Consider the following 18,623-nt stretch of genomic DNA (forward strand, 5'->3'; position numbering starts at 1 on the left):
GTGATACCGCCGGTATCGCAAGATAGGTTTTCCACCGTGATCGTGACCACCATCAATGTCAACGGCGTCCGCGCCGCTGTGCGCCAGCGTTCGGAGGAGAACCTCGGCCTGCTGGCGTGGCTGTCTGACACCACCTCCGATGTGGTGTGCCTGCAGGAGACCCGCTCCGACGACGAGCAGATCGCCGAGGCGCTGGCCCCGGCGCTGGCCGACGGCTGGCACCTGGCGTCGGCGGCCCCACACCTGAAGGGCCGCAGCGGGGTCGCGATCCTGTCCCGCACACCGTTCGATGCGGTCCGGATCGGTTTGGCCGCAACCGAATTCGAGCTACACGGACGTTACGTCGAGGCCGACCTGGCGAGCGGCCACACCGTGGCCAGCGTCTACGTCCATACCGGCGAAGCCGGTACTGACCGTCAGCTCGAGAAGGAACGATTCATGGCCGCGCTGGCCAAGCGAATGGCGGAGTTGACCGCCGACGGCCGCGACGCGGTGATCTGTGGCGACTGGAACATCTGTCATCGTGAGGCGGATCTGAAGGCATGGAAGGCCAACGTCAAGAAGGCCGGGTTCCTCCCCAGCGAGCGGCAGTGGCTCAGCGATCTGCTCGACTCGGGCTGGGTGGACGTCATGCGCCAGATGCACCCGGACGTCGCCGGTCCGTACAGCTGGTGGTCGTGGCGGGGTAAGGCGTTCGACAACGACGCCGGCTGGCGCATCGACTACCACCTGGCTACCGCGGGCCTGGCCGCGCGGACGCTGGCCGCCCGTGTCGAGAAGCCGGCGCTGTATGCGCTGCGGTGGTCCGATCACGCGCCGGTGACCGTCGAGTTCGGCTAGTAGCTGCCGTTGATCCACGCGCCCCACGGGACGTAAGTGGTGGCCGGGGTGGCGTAGGTGGTCGGGGCGTAGAAGTTGCCGGTTGTGGAACTGTCCGCGTACGGCGAGTAGTCGTTCAAGGTGGTCGTGGCGCTCGCCGGTCCGGCGAGGGTGAGGGCGGCGCCGCCCAAGACGGCGGCGGCGATGGCGGGGGCGGCGATGAGGGCTTTGAAGCGGTTCGTGGTCATCGTGTTGCCTCTTTCTCAAGTCGTTCGGTCTGACTCAAATCATTCGCGCTCACCACACTCCAGTCGATCCGCTCAATGGCCGCTTTTCGTGTCCACCGATCGGGGGACAGCTGTGTTCGGCTTTTTGCTCGCAGCGCGCCGCCAGCGCTTCTGACGCGTGCGACAGATTTCACCCGGCGGGCGGCAGTCTATGGATACGCTGTCAGCCCGACGGGAGTTGTTCCTGCACAGGCCGGGGGGCGCACAGTGGCACAACGCAAACGACGACTGGGTGTGGCTGCCTTCCTGGTAGGGATGTCATTGGCCGGTCCGCAGGCCGTCGGCGTTGCCAACGCCGACGCGTCGGAGACGGATTCACCATCGGTAGCCGCGAAGAATACCCAGACCCGCCACGCTCGGACCGCGAGATCGGCTCGCCAGGCACCGCCTGCGGGTGCGGTGTCGGGTGGCGGCGTGAAGGCCAAGGTGACGGCAGTACCGCGGTCGGTCCGGCCGACGCCGGTTTCGGGTGTTGGGTCGTCGCGTCGTGTGCCGGTTGGGGCGGTGGTGTCGGGTGTGTCGGTGGGTGATGGTGGGTGTGCGGGGTGTTGGGGGGTTGGTGCGCCGTCGTTGAGTGCTGCGGTGGGCACGGTGGTCAATCATGTGTTCAATTCGGCGTTTGATGTGGTGGGGGGTTTGCCGGGGGGTCCGCTGTCGGATTTGGTGGGTGGGGCGTTGGTGTTGGTCCGGCGGTCGTTGTTTTTTGTGCCGGAGGGAGTTGGTGTCGCGCAGACGAATTCGTCGTTGGTGGTGTCGGTGAATTCGGGCAGTGTGGCGTATATCCGGCAGGTGGGGTCGTCGGTGCAGATTGCGGGGGATCCGTCGTTTTTTCGGGCTTATACCGTTAGTGATGCGGCGCCGGTGTCGGTGTCGGTGGGTGGTGCGGGCAATGCTGGGTGTGCTGGTGTGGTGGTGACGTCGGGCACGGTGAACGGCAGTTTGTCCACGAGTGGGATTGATGCGTTGCGGTTCGCTGATGGGGCGGCGTTTGCCGGTGAGGTGGATGCGTCGTTGAGTGCGGGGACGTTGCATGTGCGTGATGCGGTGCGGGGTTTGGGTGGGGTGCGTTTGGGTGCGGCGGTGGTGCTCGATAGTGATGTGCAGGTTGATGCCGGCGATCAGGATGCGACGTTCGCGGGCACGGTTGATGCGGCGCGGGCTGGTCGGCAGTCGTTGACGGTGACGGCGTTGAACACGACGACGTTCGAGGCGGCGGTGGGTGGTCACGCGGCGTTGGCGAGTCTGCTGACCCAGGGTATCGCCCCGTTGAGCATCGCCCAATCCACCAACACCAAAACCATCCCACTGCAGTATGTTCCGCAGTATCAGCCCGATGGGTCGATGATCGTCAAGTACGGGATTGACGTCGCCCTCGGCAACAACGCGCCCCGCAGTTTCGTATTCGACACCGGTGGCAACGGTTTCTGGGCCGACTACAACCCGGGCTTCTGGACCGGAATTCCTCTCGGTGATCAACCGGCGAGCATCACTTACACCAATGGCGAGCAATACCAGGGGCTGGTCACACCCGCGATCGTCACCCTGGGCCCGGTGGGCGGAACCCGCGTGTCCACCACCCAGCCGGTCAACGTTGGCGCCATCATCTCCTCCGGCAAGGTCGGCGCATTGACCACTGACCCGACCAATCCCTTCGCACCGACTGTCGCCGGCAGCTTTGCCGGTGATTTCGGCGCAGCGTTCGGCGTTCAGGACAACCTCACCAGCGTGCTGTTCCAGTTGCCCGGCAACCTCTCCAGCGGTTACCTGGTCCAACTCGGTCCCATCGGCACCGACCCACAATTGAGTGTCGGCGTCACCGATGCGCTGCGCGCCCAATTTCCTTACGCCATACCGATCAACGCCCTGGCCGGCGGCGGCACGTACCCGGTATCCGGTTATCAGGTACTGCAACAGTTCGGATTCAACGGCCAATACTTCGCCCAGCAGGGTGACACCACGCTATCCATCGGATCGCAGACATTCCCCGGATGCGCCGAGCAGTGCCTGCCCACGTTGATCGACAGCGGAGCGCCATCGACGAACATCCGGCTGCCGGGCGCCCCGCAGCCGTATCCCTTCGACAGCAGCGGTCAGCTCGTGCCGGGCAGCACGTTCATCGCGAAGTTTCCGACCGCTCAAGGTCGGCCACCGCTGACATGGACCTTCGATGCGGGGAACATCGGCTCGGTCAACTTGGCGAACTATTCGTCGGGCAGCGGCGCGGCAACCACCACCCAGAACGTCAACACCGGATTGAACATCTACAACGACTTCGACGCGATGTTCGATCTGCAGAACCAGGTGATCTGGCTGCGCCCCAACGGCGGTCAGTCACAGCTGATCGCAGGCTCGGTCACCACCACCGGCAGTCAGACCTACCGGGAGAACGCCACCCTCGGGGGGACTTACTCGGCCGGGGCCGGCGGCTTCTCCGTCGCCGGGGTCGCCTCGTTGACGGCCGACACCGTGATCAACGCCGGCAGCGGCGACGTCACCTTCGCCGGCACGGTCGACGGGACGGCGAACGGCCAGCAGTCGCTTTCGGTGAATTCGAGCGGCGCAACCACATTCGTTCGTGCTGTCGGCAGTCAGGTTGCACTCGAACAACTGAGCACCGATGCCGGCGGAACGACCACCGTCGCTGGAGCCACCACTACCGGCACTCAGCAGTACGGCGATGATGTGACACTGGCCAGCAACTACACCGGCAGCGCGTTCGCTGTGAGTGGCGCGACCACCCTGGCCAGTAGCGTTGCGGTGACTGCGAATTCCGGCGACATCAGCTTCGCCGGGACGATCGACTCGCAGCAGGGTCAAGGGTTCGACTTCAGGCTGCAGACCAACGGCGGAGACACGTCCCTGCACGGTGACGTGGGCGGCACCCACCCGTTGGGCGGCATCGGTCTGGTCACCACCGACGGCAAGAAGACGACGGTCACCGCCGGCGGCAGCGTCAATGTCGATGGCAGCATGGGCAATTCGGGGTCGACCGGCATCTTCATCGGTGACAACGTCACCGTCGACTTCGCACACGGGGGGTCGGTCCGACACTTCACTGCCAGTGGCATCGTCTTCGAGGGTTCCTCGACCGGGTCGACGATCAGTAACTTCCGCGTCGCCGACAACGTCTACGACGGCATCCAGATCGCCACCCAGGGAACGCAAGCCGGCTACGACTACACCGGCACCTCAATCAGCAACAACCTCATCTACGGCAACTCCGCGTTCGGCATCGAAACCGTGTCCCCGGTGTCCGGCCTCACCATCAGCCACAACACCATCGGGCTGCCCGGTACGAGCAATCCCTGGAATTACCGCAGCGACGGGCCCAATACCCACGGCATCGTGCTGTCGCCGGGGGAGTACTCCAACACGTCGATCTCCGAGAATGACATCTCGGACAACCTGCGCAGCGGTATCTACGCCGCCGGCGGTGTCAAAGGCATCGACATCTCCGGAAACATCTTGAGCAACAACGAGACTCACGGAATCGAGTTCGTCACCGGCGACTTCACCGGGACCACGATCACCCGCAACACGATCGCCGCCAACTCCTCCGGCGGAATATCCCTCGGCGCCGGCATCGGCCAGGGTGAGCGGACGGGTGAGAATCCGCTGAACGGTTACAGCGGCGACGGCCACTATGTTCTGCCCTACTACAACCAGCCCGACTTCTACTCGCCGTCCGCCACCCAGCCCGTCATCCCCAACATCCTCATGCAGATCGGCGACGTCGGCGGGCTCACCATCAATCTCGACACCGGTTCGCGCGGACTCTATGTCGATGCGCTGCAACTGGGCCAGGGCTTCGCGGGCAGCGGAACGGTCCTCGGCCCCGGGCACATCTACCTCAACAGCTCCAACCGGCTCTATTTCGGCACCTGGGTGGAAGTGCCGGTCACCTTCACCCAGTCGTACTACGAAACCGCCGCGGGCCTGCAGGACACGAACTCGCACGCGGTGGCCACCGTCCCCGTGCTCGCGGTAGACGCGATCGGCGCGTCCACCACGCCGATGCCCGGTGTTACGCAGGCAAACACGACGTTCACCACCACGATCAACAGCGGCACCATCACGATCACTGACGGTACCCACACGACGACGTCGCCGATCACGCCGATGCTGGACAGTCAGGGTCAGCCGCTGGCGACCGGGACCGTCACGATCCCGGGCGGCTACTGGGCCAGCTATCTGGATCCGAACAACTTCTACGACAACAACGGAGTATCGACAAGCAAACTGGCTCCGGTGGCCAACTTCGGCGTCGGGTTCGACCGCACCGGTGAAGGCACCGCACCCGTCGGTGCCGGCCTCAACCAGGCCTACAACGCATTCCTGAATCTCACCGAGATGCAGGACGGCGCAATGCGCGCCGGCTACGTGATGACAGCGACCAACGTGATCCTGGGCCTGGACAGCAGCGTGTCGGGGTACGCCTACACCCACCTCACACCGACCGGTCTGCCTCAGGGTGATCAGACCGCGCCGGACTGGCAACCCGCCACCGGCACCGTGACGATCGACGGCACGACCTATAACACCGGGCCGATCGTCCTGGACATGGGCTTCAACGAAGGAATACTCACGCTGCCCGGCTTCGCGCCGCCGGCGACCTTCACCGACGACATCACCGTCAACCTCCTCAACTCGGGCGGCAGCGTTCGATACACGATCACCCAGCAGGACGGGCAATACACCCGCGCCAACGTCATGAACCCGAACAGCGTCAACCTGTTCAACCCGTTGGCCGGCGCCTACTCGCAGAACGTGGTGCCGCTCAGTCAGCAGTTCTTCAACACCGGGCGGCAGGCCTTCGCCGGATTCAACTACCTCTACGACGCGGCGGGCGGCTTCCTCGGCCTGTCCGTTCCTGACAACACGGACGCGCAGAAAGCCTTCACCATCGCCGACGGCCACCTCGACAAGCAGTACTACCCGAATCCGAACGCGCCTGTCGGGGTCAGCAACCTCACCATCTCCGGAAACACGGTCTCGGACAACGGCGGTGCCGGGATCGCGGTGAATGGCGGCGGGTCGACCGGGAACGCGATCCTGGCCAATTCCATCCACTCCAACACCGGAGCCGGCATCGCACTCTCCAATGGCGGCAACGGTGAACAACCTGCGCCGACCGGCGTCACAGCGCAACTCGGCTCTGAGACCGTGACTGTCGCGGCCACGATGCCGCCGGTGCCCGGATACGGTGGTACCTACACCATTCAGGTGTTCAGGTCGCTGCCCGGCGACACCGGTGACGTGGAGGGCCGGCAGTACCTCGGAACCCTGCCCCAGCAATCGGGATCCTTTACCGGGCAGGTCAATTCGCTGGGCGCGCAAGCCGGCGACTGGATTACGCTGACCGCGACGCCGGACAGTGCACCGAACACCGACAACACCTCTGAATTCTCCATAGCCGTTCTGCTCACCGCACCCTGACCAGCCGGAGGTCTCCGATGTCCGAACTCACGACCGGCCTTCGGGTCGGTGCCGCGGCCTTCGTCCTGGGTCTGTCGGTCGCCGGGCCCGCAGGGCTGGCGGCCGCAGATACCGGCAATGCCAATCCCGGGGCGCCGCGCACCTCCGCAGCGGATTCGGCGACGGCACTTAAACCGACGGCGGGTACCGCGCGGTCGCGAGCGGCGCACCGGTCGCGTGTGACGGGTGCGCGTAAGCCGGTGGCGCCGAGATCGGCACGGCTGGCACCTTCTCCTGTCGCGACGCCGGTTTCGGGTGTTGGGTCGTCGCGTCGTGTGCCGGTTGGGGCGGTGGTGTCGGGTGTGTCGGTGGGTGATGGTGGGTGTGCGGGGTGTTGGGGGATTGGTGCGCCGTCGTTGAGTGCTGCGGTGGGCACGGTGGTCAATCATGTGTTCAATTCGGCGTTTGATGTGGTGGGGGGTTTGCCGGGGGGTCCGCTGTCGGATTTGGTGGGTGGGGCGTTGGTGTTGGTTCGGCGGTCGTTGTTTTTTGTGCCGGAGGGAGTTGGTGTCGCGCAGACGAATTCGTCGTTGGTGGTGTCGGTGAATTCGGGCAGTGTGGCGTATATCCGGCAGGTGGGGTCGTCGGTGCAGATTGCGGGGGATCCGTCGTTTTTTCGGGCTTATACCGTCAGTGATGCCGCGCCGGTGTCGGTGTCGGTGGGTGGTGCGGGCAATGCTGGGTGTGCTGGTGTGGTGGTGACGTCGGGCACGGTGAACGGCAGTTTGTCCACGAGTGGGATTGATGCGTTGCGGTTCGCTGATGGGGCGGCGTTTGCCGGTGAGGTGGATGCGTCGTTGAGTGCGGGGACGTTGCATGTGCGTGATGCGGTGCGGGGTTTGGGTGGGGTGCGTTTGGGTGCGGCGGTGGTGCTCGATAGTGATGTGCAGGTTGATGCCGGCGATCAGGATGCGACGTTCGCGGGCACGGTTGATGCGGCGCGGGCTGGTCGGCAGTCGTTGACGGTGACGGCGTTGAACACGACGACGTTCGAGGCGGCGGTGGGTGGTCACGCGGCGTTGGCGAGTCTGCTGACCCAGGGTATCGCTCCGTTGAGCATCACCCAATCCACCGACACCAAAACCATTCCACTGCACTACCTTCCGACCTACAACGCCAACGGTCAGCCGCAGGTGAAGTACGGCATCGATGTCGCCATCGGGAACAACGCCTCCCAGATCTACGAATTCGACACCGGCGGAACGGCTTTCTTCGCCGGCTACAATCCGGCGTTCTGGCAGAACGTTCCGCTCAGCACGACCGGCCTGTCCATCGACTACAGTTCCGGCAACTTCTTCAACTCCGTCGTGTCCACCACACCCATCACACTCGGCACCGGTTCCCAGACCGTGTCCACCCAACCCATACAGATCGGCGCGATTCTCTCCGGGGGCAATTCCAAAACTGGTGCCGTCTTCGATTTCACCAATCCGCTGGTTCCGGCGGTCGAAAACAACTTCTACGGCGACTTCGGCGCGTCGTTTGCCGTCCTGTCGGGCACCGGCCTGTCCATCCCGATGACGAGCCCGCTGTTCCAGTTGCCCGGCAACCTGTCCAGCGGCTTCCTCGTCCAGCTCGGTCCCATCGGCACCGACCCGCAACTGAGCATGGGGGTCACCGATGCCCTGCGCGATCAGTTCACCTATGCGATTCCGGTTGCCCAACTCATCGGCAGCGGCGACTATCCGGTCTCGGGCTATCCGATCCTGCAGCAATTCGGGTTCTTCCCACAGTATTTCGCACAGGACGGGAGTGGAGCCAAGCAGCCGATCGGCACCGAACAGTTCCCGCAGTGTGCCACCCAGTGCCTGCCCACCCTGATCGACAGCGGTGCGCCGACGACCGGAATCCGGCTCAAAGACATTCCCGGTGGGGACCCGTACAACGACGGCGGCCAGTTGAAACCGGGCGTCACCTTCATCGCGGAGTTCCCCACCACGCAGGGCCGGGCTCCACTGACGTGGGAATTCACCGCCGGTAACACCGGCTCAGTGGATCTGGTTCAGTATCAGGGTGGTTCGGTGGCGACGGACACCCAGAACGTCAACACCGGTTTGACCCTGTACAACTACTACGACGTGATGTTCGACCTGCAAGACCAGGTGATCTGGCTGCGCCCCAACGGCGGTGAATCCACCGTGAACCTCAACTCGGTTACCACCACCGGCAACCAGACGTACCAGCAGAACGCGCAATTGGACGGCAGCTACACCACCGGTGGCGGCGACTTCTCCGTCACCGGTGTGGCGACACTCGTCGGTGACACCGTGATCAACGCCGGCAGCGGTGACGTCACCTTTTCCGGCACCGTGGACGGCGCCGCGAACGGCCAGCAGACCCTGGCGGTGAACTCCGGTGGCGCAACCGCATTCGTCCGCCAGGTCGGCGGGAACATCGCTCTGAAATCTCTGGCCACCGACGCCGGCGGGTCAGCCGCAACGGCAGCTGTCACCACGACCAAAGACCAGACTTACAACGACGGCACCGTCGCACTCAGCGGCCCATACCGAACCACCACCGGCAACTTCCTGGTGAGCGGCAGTACCGAATTGGCCGGCCCGGCGTCGATCCAGACGGGGGGTCCCGGCACCATCACGTTCACCGGAACTGTCGACGCGCAGCCCGGGCGCGGCCTGACCCTCAAACTGACCACCGCCGGCGGGGACATTCACCTCGCTGCCGCGGTGGGCGCGCAGAATCCGTTGGGCGGGCTCGTTCTTGCCAGCACTGCCGGAGCCGGTGCGACGATGGTCACCGCGGACGGTGCGATCAACCTGGACGGCAGTCTTGGCTTCGCCAACCAGAATGGTCTGTCGATAGGGCCCTTGGTGACGGTGGACTTCCGCCACGGCGGCCTTATTCAAAACTTTACGAAGACCGGCATTGTCCTTGAACAGAGCGAAGATTCGACGCTCAAGAATTTCATCGTCAGCAACAACGGAACCGGCGGCATCCTGGCGGCGGGCGTCACGGGCTTGACGGTTACCGATAGTGCGGTGATGGGCAACGGTGCGCCAAACGGCGGCGACGGGATCGATATCGCCGGTGGCATCGACGTGAACATCGCCGACAACAGCATCATCGGCAACAATGGTGACGGGATCGCCGTGTACAACTATGCGAACCCGGTGATCCTGAATTCCCAGCACATCACGCTGACAGGCAACGACGTCAAGAACAACACCGGCGACGGGATCGACCTGAAGGACGCCGATGACGTCGAGATCAGCGGCAATACCATCAACGGTAATACCGCCAACGGCGTGCTGTCGCTGACCACCGACGATGCCAACATCGAGACCAACACGATCAGCGGGAACGGCGAGCACGGTGTGACTGTCGATCAAGGCACCGGCAACACGATCCTGTCGAACGCGATCTCCTTGAACGCCGTCGACGGGATCAGCCTTCAGAACGGCGGCAACGACGACCAGGCCGCGCCGACTGTCGCCAGTGCAGTCATTGCGAACGGACGACTGATCGTCACCGGCAGCCTGACCGATCGCTCGGGCGATTACCGCCTGCAGGTGTTCTACTCGCCCCCACCGGTCAACGCGCAGGCGCCTCCAGTCCAAGGGCTCCAGCTTCTCAGCGACAGCACCGAGACGACCGATTCCTTCACCGTCAACGTTCCGGGCGGCTCGCTGTGGCAGGGCTCCTATGTCACCGTCACCGCAACCGTCGGCGACAACACCTCGGAGTTCTCGGTGCCTGTCGTGATCACATAGCCTGCCGCAGGTCAGCACCCTTGCCGGTTGGGGGCGTCGAGCGCTGTGGCCGCGCCATCGATCGCCGCGGTCACCGCGTCGAGCACCCGCGGGTCCCACGTCAGGGCGGTATCGCGGGCGAGTTTGGCGATCATCGAGACGTAGTCGCTGTGGGTGTCGTCGACGACGCGGCACTGTCGGCGCGGCAGTACGGTGTCCTCGACGTCGCGGGCCAGCGCGCTGCGCAATTCCACGACGCCGTCGTTCGGCCACACCGCCGGATTACCACCGGCGTGGTCGAACCGGTTGCCGCCGATCAACGTGACCGGGATCTTGTCGAGGACGCCGGCCTGAAAACTGTTCCAGCCCTTCGCCCCCATCAGATACGACTGTTCGAGTTCGCGTGCCGAACCGGAAACATGAACGGCGGCAATATCTCTGGCGTACCCGTTCATCTGGCTCTCGCAGAATTGGTCGCCCAGGCAGTCGCCGATTCGAACGGAGCCCTCGACGAAGTCGGCCAGATACGAACCCTGCCAGGGTGTTCCGATCGTGGTCAGCGACCGCACCTTTATCGGTGATCGTTCGGCCCTCAGCGTTCGGATCGCCGCCCGGGAGAACAGGCCGCCCATCGAATGGCCGACCAGGTCGACCTTGTCGATGTGTTTCTCGGTGTGCAGCCAGTCGATGAAGCGGGCCAGGTGCTCACCGGCGAGATCGACGCTGCCGGTGCTGTCGACGGTCATGGCCGCAGGCAGCGGAGCCGGGCAGGATACGAACGCCCCATACCCGGTCGTGTCGTGCACCTGGCCGGGGCCTGCCATCGCCGGCGCGGTGAAGACCGAATTGCCCTTGCCCAGCAGATGTTCGCGCAACGCAGTGTGGTCGGTGCCGGCCGGCAGCCCGATGCCGCAGGCGGCATCCGGCGCGGTATAGGGGGCGGTGCTGGCCAGTCCGGAGACCAGGACCATTGCGCGCGACGGCGGACCGGCCTGGGTGCCTGCGTGTGAGCAGCCCGCCAGTAGGAGCGCCGCCGCCAGCGCCAGGATTCGCCGCACTAGGACGGGCACCCTTCCCGGTTGGGCCCGTCGAGCGCCTTGGGCGCGTCCTCGATGGCCTTGTGCACGACCTCGAGCACCTGCGGATCCCACGTCAGCGCGGTCTTCTGTTCCAGCCCAGCAAGATTGGACACGTAGATGCTGTGGGTGTCGTCGAAGGTGGAGCAGCGGCGGTGTGGCAGCACTGGGTCACCGATGTCCTTGGCCAGCGCACTTTGCAACGCCACGATGCCGTCGTTCGGCCACACCGCGGGGTTCACCGGCCCGTCCTTGGTGAACTTCTTGCCGCCGATCAGCACCACCGGGATCTTGTCGAGCACCCCGGACTGGTACTGGTTCCAGCCGTCCTTGCCCATCAGGAACGCCGATTGACCTCTCGGCCGGAGCCCGACATGAGTCGCTTCACCTCGTCGGACATGCCTTTCATCGAGGTTTCGCAGAACGTGTCACCCTTGCAGTCGCTCAGGGGGAGCAGCCCGTTGGCGAAGTCGGAGAGGTAGGACCCCTGCCACGGCGTGCCGATGGTGGTCAGCGAGCGGACCTTCAGCGGCGAGTTCGTCGACGCCAGCACGCGGATGGCAGCCCGGGAGTACAACCCGCCCATCGAGTGGCCGACGAAATCGACCTCGTCCACGCCCCGGTCGGTGTGCAGCCAGGTGAGAAACCGGGCCAGATGTTCACCCGCGGTGTCGATGCTGCCGGTCGAATCGACGGTCATGTTCTCCGGCAGAGTGATCGGGCAGACCCCGAACGGCCCGAACCCGGTCTGGTCGACCACTTGGCCCCGGCCGGCCATCGCGGGGGAGGTGTAGACGGTGTAGCCCTTGCCGAGCAGGTACTCCCGCAGCGCGGTGTCGGTGTTACCCGCAGCCAGCCCGGTGGCGCACGCCTGATCCGGGCCGGTGAAGGGCGTGGTCGCGTCGCCGCCCGAGACGATCACCACCGCGGTCGACGCCGGGCGCTTCTGCTCGGTCCCGGCATGCGAACACCCCGCCAGCAGCATCACGGCGGCCAGCGCCACAAGTCGTCGCACGAAGCAGGATGCTAGTGCGCAGATGCCTCGTGACAGGATTGAAGCACCATGAACAGCTCATCTCGTCGTGTCGTTTTTTCCGGCGTCCAGCCGACGTCCGATTCGCTGCACCTGGGCAATGCCCTCGGCGCGATCCGGCAGTGGGTCGGGCTGCAGGACGACTACGACGCATTCTTCTGCGTGGTCGACCTGCACGCGATCACCGTGCCGCAGGACCCCGCCACGCTGCGGCACCGCACCTTGGTGACCGCCGCTCAATACCTGGCGCTGGGCATCGATCCGGAGCGCGCGACGATCTTCGTGCAGAGCCATGTGCCCGCGCACACCGAGCTGGCCTGGGTGTTGGGCTGCTTCACCGGGTTCGGCCAGGCGTCGCGGATGACCCAGTTCAAGGACAAGTCGCAGAAGCAGGGCGCGGACGCGACGACGGTGGGCCTGTTCACCTATCCGGTGCTGATGGCCGCCGACGTGCTGCTCTACGACACCGATCTGGTGCCGGTCGGTGAGGATCAGCGTCAGCATCTCGAGCTGGCCCGCGACGTCGCGCAGCGGTTCAACGTCCGCTTCCCGGACACCTTCGTCGTTCCGGAGCCGATGATCCCCAAAATCACGGCCAAGATTTACGACCTGCAGGAGCCGACGGCGAAGATGAGCAAGTCCGCGGCCACCGAGGCCGGACTGATCAGCCTGCTCGACGACCCGAAGGTGACGGCCAAGAAGATCCGCTCAGCCGTCACCGACAGCGAGCGGGAGATCCGCTTCGACGTCGAGGCCAAACCTGGTGTGTCCAACCTGCTGTCCATCCAGTCGGCCGTCACCGGCACCGAGATCGACGCGCTGGTGGCCGGCTACGAGGGTCGCGGCTACGGCGACCTGAAGAAGGAGACCGCCGAGGCGGTCGTCTCCTACGTCGAGCCCCTGCAGAAGCGGGTCGGCGAGCTGCTCGCCGACCCGGCCGAACTGCAGGCGATCCTGGCCAAGGGGGCTGACCGGGCGCGCGAGGTGTCTGCGAAGACCATCGGACGGGTATACGAGCGGTTAGGGTTTCTGCCGACGAGTCCATAGACGTTGCGGGGAGGCTGGGCATGTCAGAACCGGCCGAACCGGGTCGCCTGGATCGACTGCGGGCTCGCCATCACTGGCTCGACCATGCGATCCGGGCCGGAGGGCGCTACCAGAACGTCAAGGGCGATTTCTACGCCGCGGGCATCACCTACTTCACGATCTTCGCGCTGTTCCCGTTGCTGATGGTCGGCTTCGCGGCCGGCGGCTTCGTGCTCGCCAGCCAGCCGCACTTGTTGACCGATATCGAAAACCGGATCAGGGCAACAGTTTCCGGTGACTTCGGCCAGCAGCTGATCGGCCTGATGGATTCGGCGATCGAGTCCCGCACGTCGGTGGGTGTGATCGGTCTGGCGACCGCGGCCTGGGCCGGACTGGGCTGGATCGCGAATCTGCGTGAGGCGCTGAGCCAGATGTGGGATCAGCGCATCGAGGAGCAGAACTTCGTGCGCACCAAGCTGTCCGACCTGTTGGTGCTGCTGTCGGTATTCGTCGCAATCATCGTGACGATCGCGCTGAGCGCACTGGCCGATCCGTCGCTGATGACCAAGGTGCTGGAGTGGATCGGCGTGCCGCACATCACCGGGCTGGGTGGGGTGCTGCGCATTGTCTCGCTGGTGATGTCGTGGGCCGTGTCCTGGTTGCTGTTCAGTTGGATGATCGCGCGGTTGCCGCGCGAGTCGGTGAGCTTTCGCAGCAGTGTGCGCGCCGGGCTGATGGCCGCGGTGGCCTTCGAGATCTTCAAGCTGGTCGGTTCGATCTATCTGCGGTCGGTGGTGCACGGTCCGGCCGGTGCGACGTTCGGGCCGGTGCTGGGCCTGATGGTGTTCGCCTACATCACTGCTCGGCTGGTGCTGTTCGCCACCGCGTGGGCAGCGACGTCGAAGGACAACCTGCGGCCCGCCCCGGTCGCGGCACCCGGCCCAGCCGTCATCTCGCCGCGAGTGGGCCCGGACGAGGGGTTGAGCACCCGGCAGGCGGTGGCCGCGATGGCGGTGGGAGCGGTTGGCGCGCTGGGTGTCTCGCGGCTCTGGCGTAGGCCCCGTGGTCCTCGAGATTGAACTCGCGCGGTCGCGCCTCACCGAGATCGACGTCAGCGCGCGAAAAGTCGAGTGGACGCCGCGGCAGCGTCGATCTCGATGGATTGAGGGCCGCTATCGTTCGGTCGCGCCTCCAAATTGAACTCACGCAGGGAAAGTTCGAGGTGGATTCAAGGTTTGGTTGCAACAGTGGATTCTGTCGCGGCTGACAGTAGTGCGTTGAGGCGGTTGGTGGGGTTGTCCCAGTTGAAGCGTTTTCGGGGTCGTCCGTTGAGTTCGTCAGCGACGTAGGCGAGGTGTTCGGCGGAGTTCACCGAGAGGTCGGTGCCCTTCGGGAAGTATTGCCTCAGTAGACCGTTGGTGTTCTCGTTGCTTCCGCGCTGCCAGGGTGAATGGGGATCACAGAAGTAGACATCGATGCCGGCCTCGATGCTGATGCGGGCGTGTTGAGCCATCTCGTGGCCTTGGTCCCAGGTCACGGTGCGCCGCAATGTCGCGGGCAGCTCGGTGATCGCGGCGATCATGGCCTCGGCGACGACATCGGCGCTGCGGGTGTCGGGCAGGTGCAGCAGACGCACGTATCCGGTGGAACGTTCAACCAGGGTGCCGATCTGGGAGGCCTGATTCTTGCCGATGATCAGGTCGCCTTCCCAGTGGCCGGGCACCGCACGGTCCTGGGCCTCGGCGGGCCGCTCACTGATGTTGACCATGCCTGGAATGCGGCCCTTGCCCTTGTGCGCCCCGGCTCGCGCGCGAGGCTTGCGCAATGCCCGTCCAGTGCGCAGACAAGCGGTCAACTCACGTCGCAACTCACCGCGTCCCTGCACGTAGAGCGCTTTGTAGATGGTTTCGTGAGACACCTGCATCTCCGGACGGTCGGGATAGGTCGCGGCCAAGATCCCAGCGATCTGCGCCGGGCTGTACCTCTTGACCAACAACGCTTGCACCTCGGTGCGCAGCACCGCACAGCGCCCCAACTTTCCCGTCTTGGGTCGGCGCGCACGCTGTTCACTGCGCCTCTGAGCGACGCGCGCCGAGTACGCCGACTTCGCATCCCAACCCGACTGAGAAGCCCCGAACTGAACCGCCCCGGGGAGTCCGGAGATTTTCTGATTTGAGGACTCAGCCGGCGGCTGGCCTCGCTTGTTGAGCGTAGTAGGCAGCCTCAATCTCGGCTGGCGGGACGTCGCCGCAGTACTCGTAGAGCCGGCGGTGGTTGAACCAGTCGACCCAGCGCGCGGTCGCCAACTCGACGTCCTCGACGGTGCGCCAGGGCTTGCCCAGTTTGATCACCTCGGTCTTGTACAGCCCATTGATGGTCTCGGCGAGCGCGTTGTCATACGAGCTGCCGACCGCACCGACCGACGGTTGGATACCGGCTTCGGCGAGACGTTCCGTGAATCGGATCGACGTATACTGCGAGCCTCTATCCGTATGGTGGACAACATCTTTCAAATCGAGGACACCGTCTTGCTGACGCGTCCAGATGGCCTGCTCGATCGAGTCGAGCACCATCGTGGTCGCCATCGTCGACGCCACCCGCCAGCCCAGGATCCGCCGAGCGTAGGCATCGGTGACAAACGCGACGTAGGCGAACCCCGACCAGGTCGACACATAGGTCAGATCGGCCACCCAGAGCCGATTCGGTGCGACCGGACCGAAGCGCCGACCGACCAGATCGGCCGGACGCACTGCGGCCGGATCAGCGATCGTGGTCGGTTTGGCCTTACCACGTACCGCACCGGACAGGCCGAGTTCAGCCATCAGCCGCTCCACCGTGCAGCGGGCAACCCCGATGCCCTCGCGATTCAGTGCTAGCCACACCTTGCGCGCCCCGTACACGCGATAGTTCGCGGCGTGAACACGATTGACGTGGGCTTTGAGCTCCTCGTCGCGAATCTCGCGACGACTGGGCTCACGCTCGAGATGCTCGTAGTACGTCGACGGGGCGATCTGCACACCGAGCCGGACGAGCTCATCACAGATCGACTGGACACCCCACCGCAGACCATCAGGGCCCTCCCGGCGGCCCTGATGCTCAGCGATGAATCGACAGACTAGTGGTGTGGCCGGTCCAGCTCGGCCGCGAAGAAAGCCGACGCCGTCTTCAAGATCGCGTTGGCCCGCTTGAGCTCGGCGTTCTCCCGGCGCAGCTTCTTAAGCTCGGCGGACTCCTCGGTCGTAGTTCCCGCCCGGGCGCCGGCATCGACCTGGGCCTGGCGCACCCACTTGCGCACCGTCTCAGCCGTACCGATCCCTAGTAGCCGGGCGACTTCGCCCATCGCCGCCCACTCCGACTCGTGCTGATCGCTGATCTCAGCGACCATGCGCACCGCCCGCTCACGAAGCTCCGGCGGATACCGCCTCGACGAACCACCTGACATGACCCCATCCTTCCCAACAAATGGAGTCTCCGGACATGCCGGGGCGGTTCAAACCGATACTTCGCCCGATACCGGCCTGGCGCCTCGCGCATCGTCCCGTTGTTCTTGATCTCCCGATGGATCGTCGAAGCCGACCGACCCAGCCGTCGGGCCATCGAACGGATCGACTCACCCCGCGCGGTGCCGATCATGATCTGTTCGCGCTCGTCATGACTCAAACGAGGCTTCTTCAGGCCCTGCGGTTGAGCGATTCGTGGGTTCACACCACCAACTGTGCGAAACCAACGCTCGCCAGTTCCCCGCGACACACCCGCGCCATCAGCAGCATCGGTGGTGGACGCTCCCTCAGCGATCAACTCCCAAAACCGACGCTGCACACACAACAACCACAGCTGACCAGCCATCAACACCCCAAACTACGAAGTGTTGCAACCACCCCTTGAACTCAAGCGAGTAGGCGTCGGCGTGGCTTCAATCTCGCGAGCCGAACCGCCGCGCTACCGCCCGCGCGCGGGGCGGCGATTGATGGCACGCGCCATCATGATCAGCCCGAACACGATGAGCGTGCCGACCACGCCGACGCCCACCCGCACCGGCACCGCGTCGGCCGCGGGAAGCAGTTGCGTGCCACTGGCTTTCACCGCGGTAGCCGCATCCGGCTTGGGCGGCAGCAGCGACGGATCCGGATCGATCAGGTTGCCGACCCGGGTTCCGGGTGGGGTGGCGAAGCCGTAGTCGAGCAGATGCGCGGCCTGCTGCCACGGCGGAATCGGTTGCCGCGTACCGCGCATCAGTACCGCCACCAGTCGGCGGCCGTCGCGGTTGGCGGCACCCACAAACGTCTGCCCGGCGTCGTCGGTGTAGCCGGTCTTGCCGCCGAGCGCGCCCGGATAGTTGTAGAGCAACTGGTTGTCGTTCTCCAGCTCGTAGCCCGGATGGTCGCCGTCTTCACCCGGCTTGGCCGGGTGCCCGGGGAAGTCGTACTTCTGGGTGGCGACGATGTTCGCGAAAGTCGGGTTCTCCCAGGCGTACCGGTAGAACAAGCCGATGTCGTAGGCCGATGTGCTCATGCCCGGTCCGTCCAGGCCGGACGGTGTTGCGGCCCGGGTGTCCTGCCCACCGAGCTTGCGGGCCAGCCCGTTGATCTTCTGCAGCGCGGTATCCCAGCCACCGACCTGCATCGCCAACGCGTGCGCGGCATCGTTGCCCGAGTGCATCAGCAGGCCGTGCAGCAGGTCGTTGACGGTGTACTTGCCGCCCTCGTCGACACCGACCCGGGTACCTTCGGCGTTCGCGTCGTCCTGGGTGCCCTCGATCATTTTGTTCAGCGGCAGCTCGTTGATCGCCTGCATCGCGATGAGGACCTTGATGATGCTGGCGGGCCGATGCCGGGCATGGGGATCGCGCGCGGCGATGATGTCGCCGGTGTCGAGGTCGGCCACCACCCACGACTCGGCCGAGATGTCGTCGGGAACCGGGGGAGTGCCCGGCGCGACGATCACCCCGCAGCCGGCCAGCGCGTCGCCGCCCACCGGCTTGGCGGGCACGGCAAGGGGCTGCGGCGGGTCGCCGGCTTTCGGCACTTCCGAGGAGTCGACGGCCGGCGGCGTGGTCACCCGATACGGGCAGGTGTTGGGATCCGGGTCGGCCCATGCGGTCGCCGACGTGCCGACGACGCATACCGCCGCGGCTACTGCGGCAGCACACCGCGTGAAGATTTTCGAGCTCGCCATCGACTCGCAGAGTAGGGGATTGAAG

General features: G+C 65.1%; 11 protein-coding genes and 2 pseudogenes. 5 read left to right on the forward strand and 8 right to left on the reverse strand.

Annotation, left to right across the window (positions count from 1 at the left end):
• Window positions 1–36 precede the first annotated feature (36 nt).
• The gene (locus tag K0O64_RS06910; RefSeq protein WP_071947178.1) at window positions 37–840 is read left to right on the forward strand and encodes an exodeoxyribonuclease III; all 804 of its coding nucleotides are present in this window, start codon (window positions 37–39) and stop codon (window positions 838–840) included.
• Here K0O64_RS06910 and K0O64_RS06915 read toward each other — a convergent pair.
• Entirely contained in the window at window positions 837–1,067 is a 231-nt protein-coding gene (locus K0O64_RS06915) for a hypothetical protein (RefSeq protein ID WP_071947177.1), read from the reverse strand. The genes K0O64_RS06910 and K0O64_RS06915 overlap by 4 nt on opposite strands.
• Before the next feature lie 246 nt (window positions 1,068–1,313).
• On the opposite strand from K0O64_RS06915, the gene K0O64_RS06920 reads away from it, so the two are divergent.
• Both K0O64_RS06920 and K0O64_RS06925 read left to right on the forward strand, forming a co-directional pair.
• Window positions 1,314–6,542, forward strand: a complete 5,229-nt coding sequence (locus K0O64_RS06920) for a right-handed parallel beta-helix repeat-containing protein (protein ID WP_125477402.1) — start codon at window positions 1,314–1,316, stop codon at window positions 6,540–6,542.
• Window positions 6,543–6,559: 17 nt separating this feature from the next.
• Window positions 6,560–10,309: a right-handed parallel beta-helix repeat-containing protein gene (locus tag K0O64_RS06925; RefSeq protein ID WP_096310499.1), complete on the forward strand. Its 3,750-nt coding sequence runs from the start codon at window positions 6,560–6,562 to the stop codon at window positions 10,307–10,309.
• An 11-nt stretch (window positions 10,310–10,320) separates the two neighbouring features.
• Here the strand turns inward: K0O64_RS06925 and K0O64_RS06930 are convergent, their stop codons facing one another.
• The 3 genes from K0O64_RS06930 to K0O64_RS29830 are packed head-to-tail and all read right to left on the reverse strand — an operon-like array spanning window position 10,321 to window position 12,379.
• On the reverse strand, window positions 10,321–11,346 hold the full coding sequence (locus K0O64_RS06930) for an esterase/lipase family protein (protein ID WP_083542704.1): 1,026 nt from the start codon (window positions 11,344–11,346) through the stop codon (window positions 10,321–10,323).
• Window positions 11,346–11,702 carry a hypothetical protein gene (locus K0O64_RS29825; protein WP_225933646.1) on the reverse strand — a complete coding sequence of 119 codons (357 nt, stop codon included), beginning with the start codon at window positions 11,700–11,702 and terminating at the stop codon, window positions 11,346–11,348. The genes K0O64_RS06930 and K0O64_RS29825 overlap by 1 nt, the downstream gene beginning before the upstream one ends.
• Window positions 11,702–12,379 carry an esterase/lipase family protein gene (locus tag K0O64_RS29830; protein ID WP_225933647.1) on the reverse strand — a complete coding sequence of 226 codons (678 nt, stop codon included), beginning with the start codon at window positions 12,377–12,379 and terminating at the stop codon, window positions 11,702–11,704. The genes K0O64_RS29825 and K0O64_RS29830 overlap by 1 nt, the downstream gene beginning before the upstream one ends.
• 48 nt (window positions 12,380–12,427) lie before the next feature.
• Here K0O64_RS29830 and trpS point away from each other — a divergent pair, with 48 nt between their 5' ends.
• Together trpS and yhjD are read left to right on the forward strand one after the other, a co-directional pair.
• Window positions 12,428–13,444 (forward strand): tryptophan--tRNA ligase, encoded by a 1,017-nt coding sequence (gene trpS / locus K0O64_RS06940; RefSeq protein ID WP_071947173.1) that lies wholly within the window; start codon window positions 12,428–12,430, stop codon window positions 13,442–13,444.
• Between the two features lie 20 nt (window positions 13,445–13,464).
• Complete coding sequence (yhjD, locus tag K0O64_RS06945) at window positions 13,465–14,502, forward strand: inner membrane protein YhjD (RefSeq protein WP_071947172.1); 1,038 nt, start codon at window positions 13,465–13,467, stop codon at window positions 14,500–14,502.
• Between the two features lie 149 nt (window positions 14,503–14,651).
• Here yhjD and K0O64_RS06950 read toward each other — a convergent pair.
• The 4 genes and pseudogenes from K0O64_RS06950 to K0O64_RS06960 form a co-directional block, all read right to left on the reverse strand.
• Window positions 14,652–15,557, reverse strand: a pseudogene (locus K0O64_RS06950) (IS30 family transposase); the annotation flags it as partial.
• Window positions 15,558–15,603: 46 nt separating this feature from the next.
• A protein-coding gene (locus tag K0O64_RS06955) for an IS3 family transposase (protein WP_096311544.1) occupies window positions 15,604–16,865 on the reverse strand; the annotation gives its coding sequence in 2 pieces (ribosomal slippage) (window positions 15,604–16,577 and window positions 16,577–16,865; 1,263 coding nt in all).
• A 50-nt stretch (window positions 16,866–16,915) separates the two neighbouring features.
• A pseudogene (locus K0O64_RS30150) lies at window positions 16,916–17,269 on the reverse strand (helix-turn-helix domain-containing protein); the annotation flags it as partial.
• 93 nt (window positions 17,270–17,362) lie between these two features.
• Complete coding sequence (locus tag K0O64_RS06960) at window positions 17,363–18,598, reverse strand: D-alanyl-D-alanine carboxypeptidase family protein (RefSeq protein WP_071947171.1); 1,236 nt, start codon at window positions 18,596–18,598, stop codon at window positions 17,363–17,365.
• Window positions 18,599–18,623 lie beyond the last annotated feature (25 nt).

This window comes from Mycolicibacterium pallens, from assembly GCF_019456675.1.
GTDB classification, from domain to species: domain Bacteria; phylum Actinomycetota; class Actinomycetes; order Mycobacteriales; family Mycobacteriaceae; genus Mycobacterium; species Mycobacterium crocinum.

Bases quoted from the DNA above. Each gene is read 5' to 3' on its own strand.
- K0O64_RS29825 (WP_225933646.1), bottom strand. From the start codon at position 11,702: ATGGGCAAGGACGGCTGGAACCAGTACCAGTCCGGGGTGCTCGACAAG.
- K0O64_RS06915 (WP_071947177.1), bottom strand. From the start codon at position 1,067: ATGACCACGAACCGCTTCAAAGCCCTCATCGCCGCCCCCGCCATCGCC.
- K0O64_RS06925 (WP_096310499.1), top strand. From the start codon at position 6,560: ATGTCCGAACTCACGACCGGCCTTCGGGTCGGTGCCGCGGCCTTCGTC.
- yhjD (WP_071947172.1), top strand. From the start codon at position 13,465: ATGTCAGAACCGGCCGAACCGGGTCGCCTGGATCGACTGCGGGCTCGC.
- K0O64_RS06960 (WP_071947171.1), bottom strand. From the start codon at position 18,598: ATGGCGAGCTCGAAAATCTTCACGCGGTGTGCTGCCGCAGTAGCCGCG.
- trpS (WP_071947173.1), top strand. From the start codon at position 12,428: ATGAACAGCTCATCTCGTCGTGTCGTTTTTTCCGGCGTCCAGCCGACG.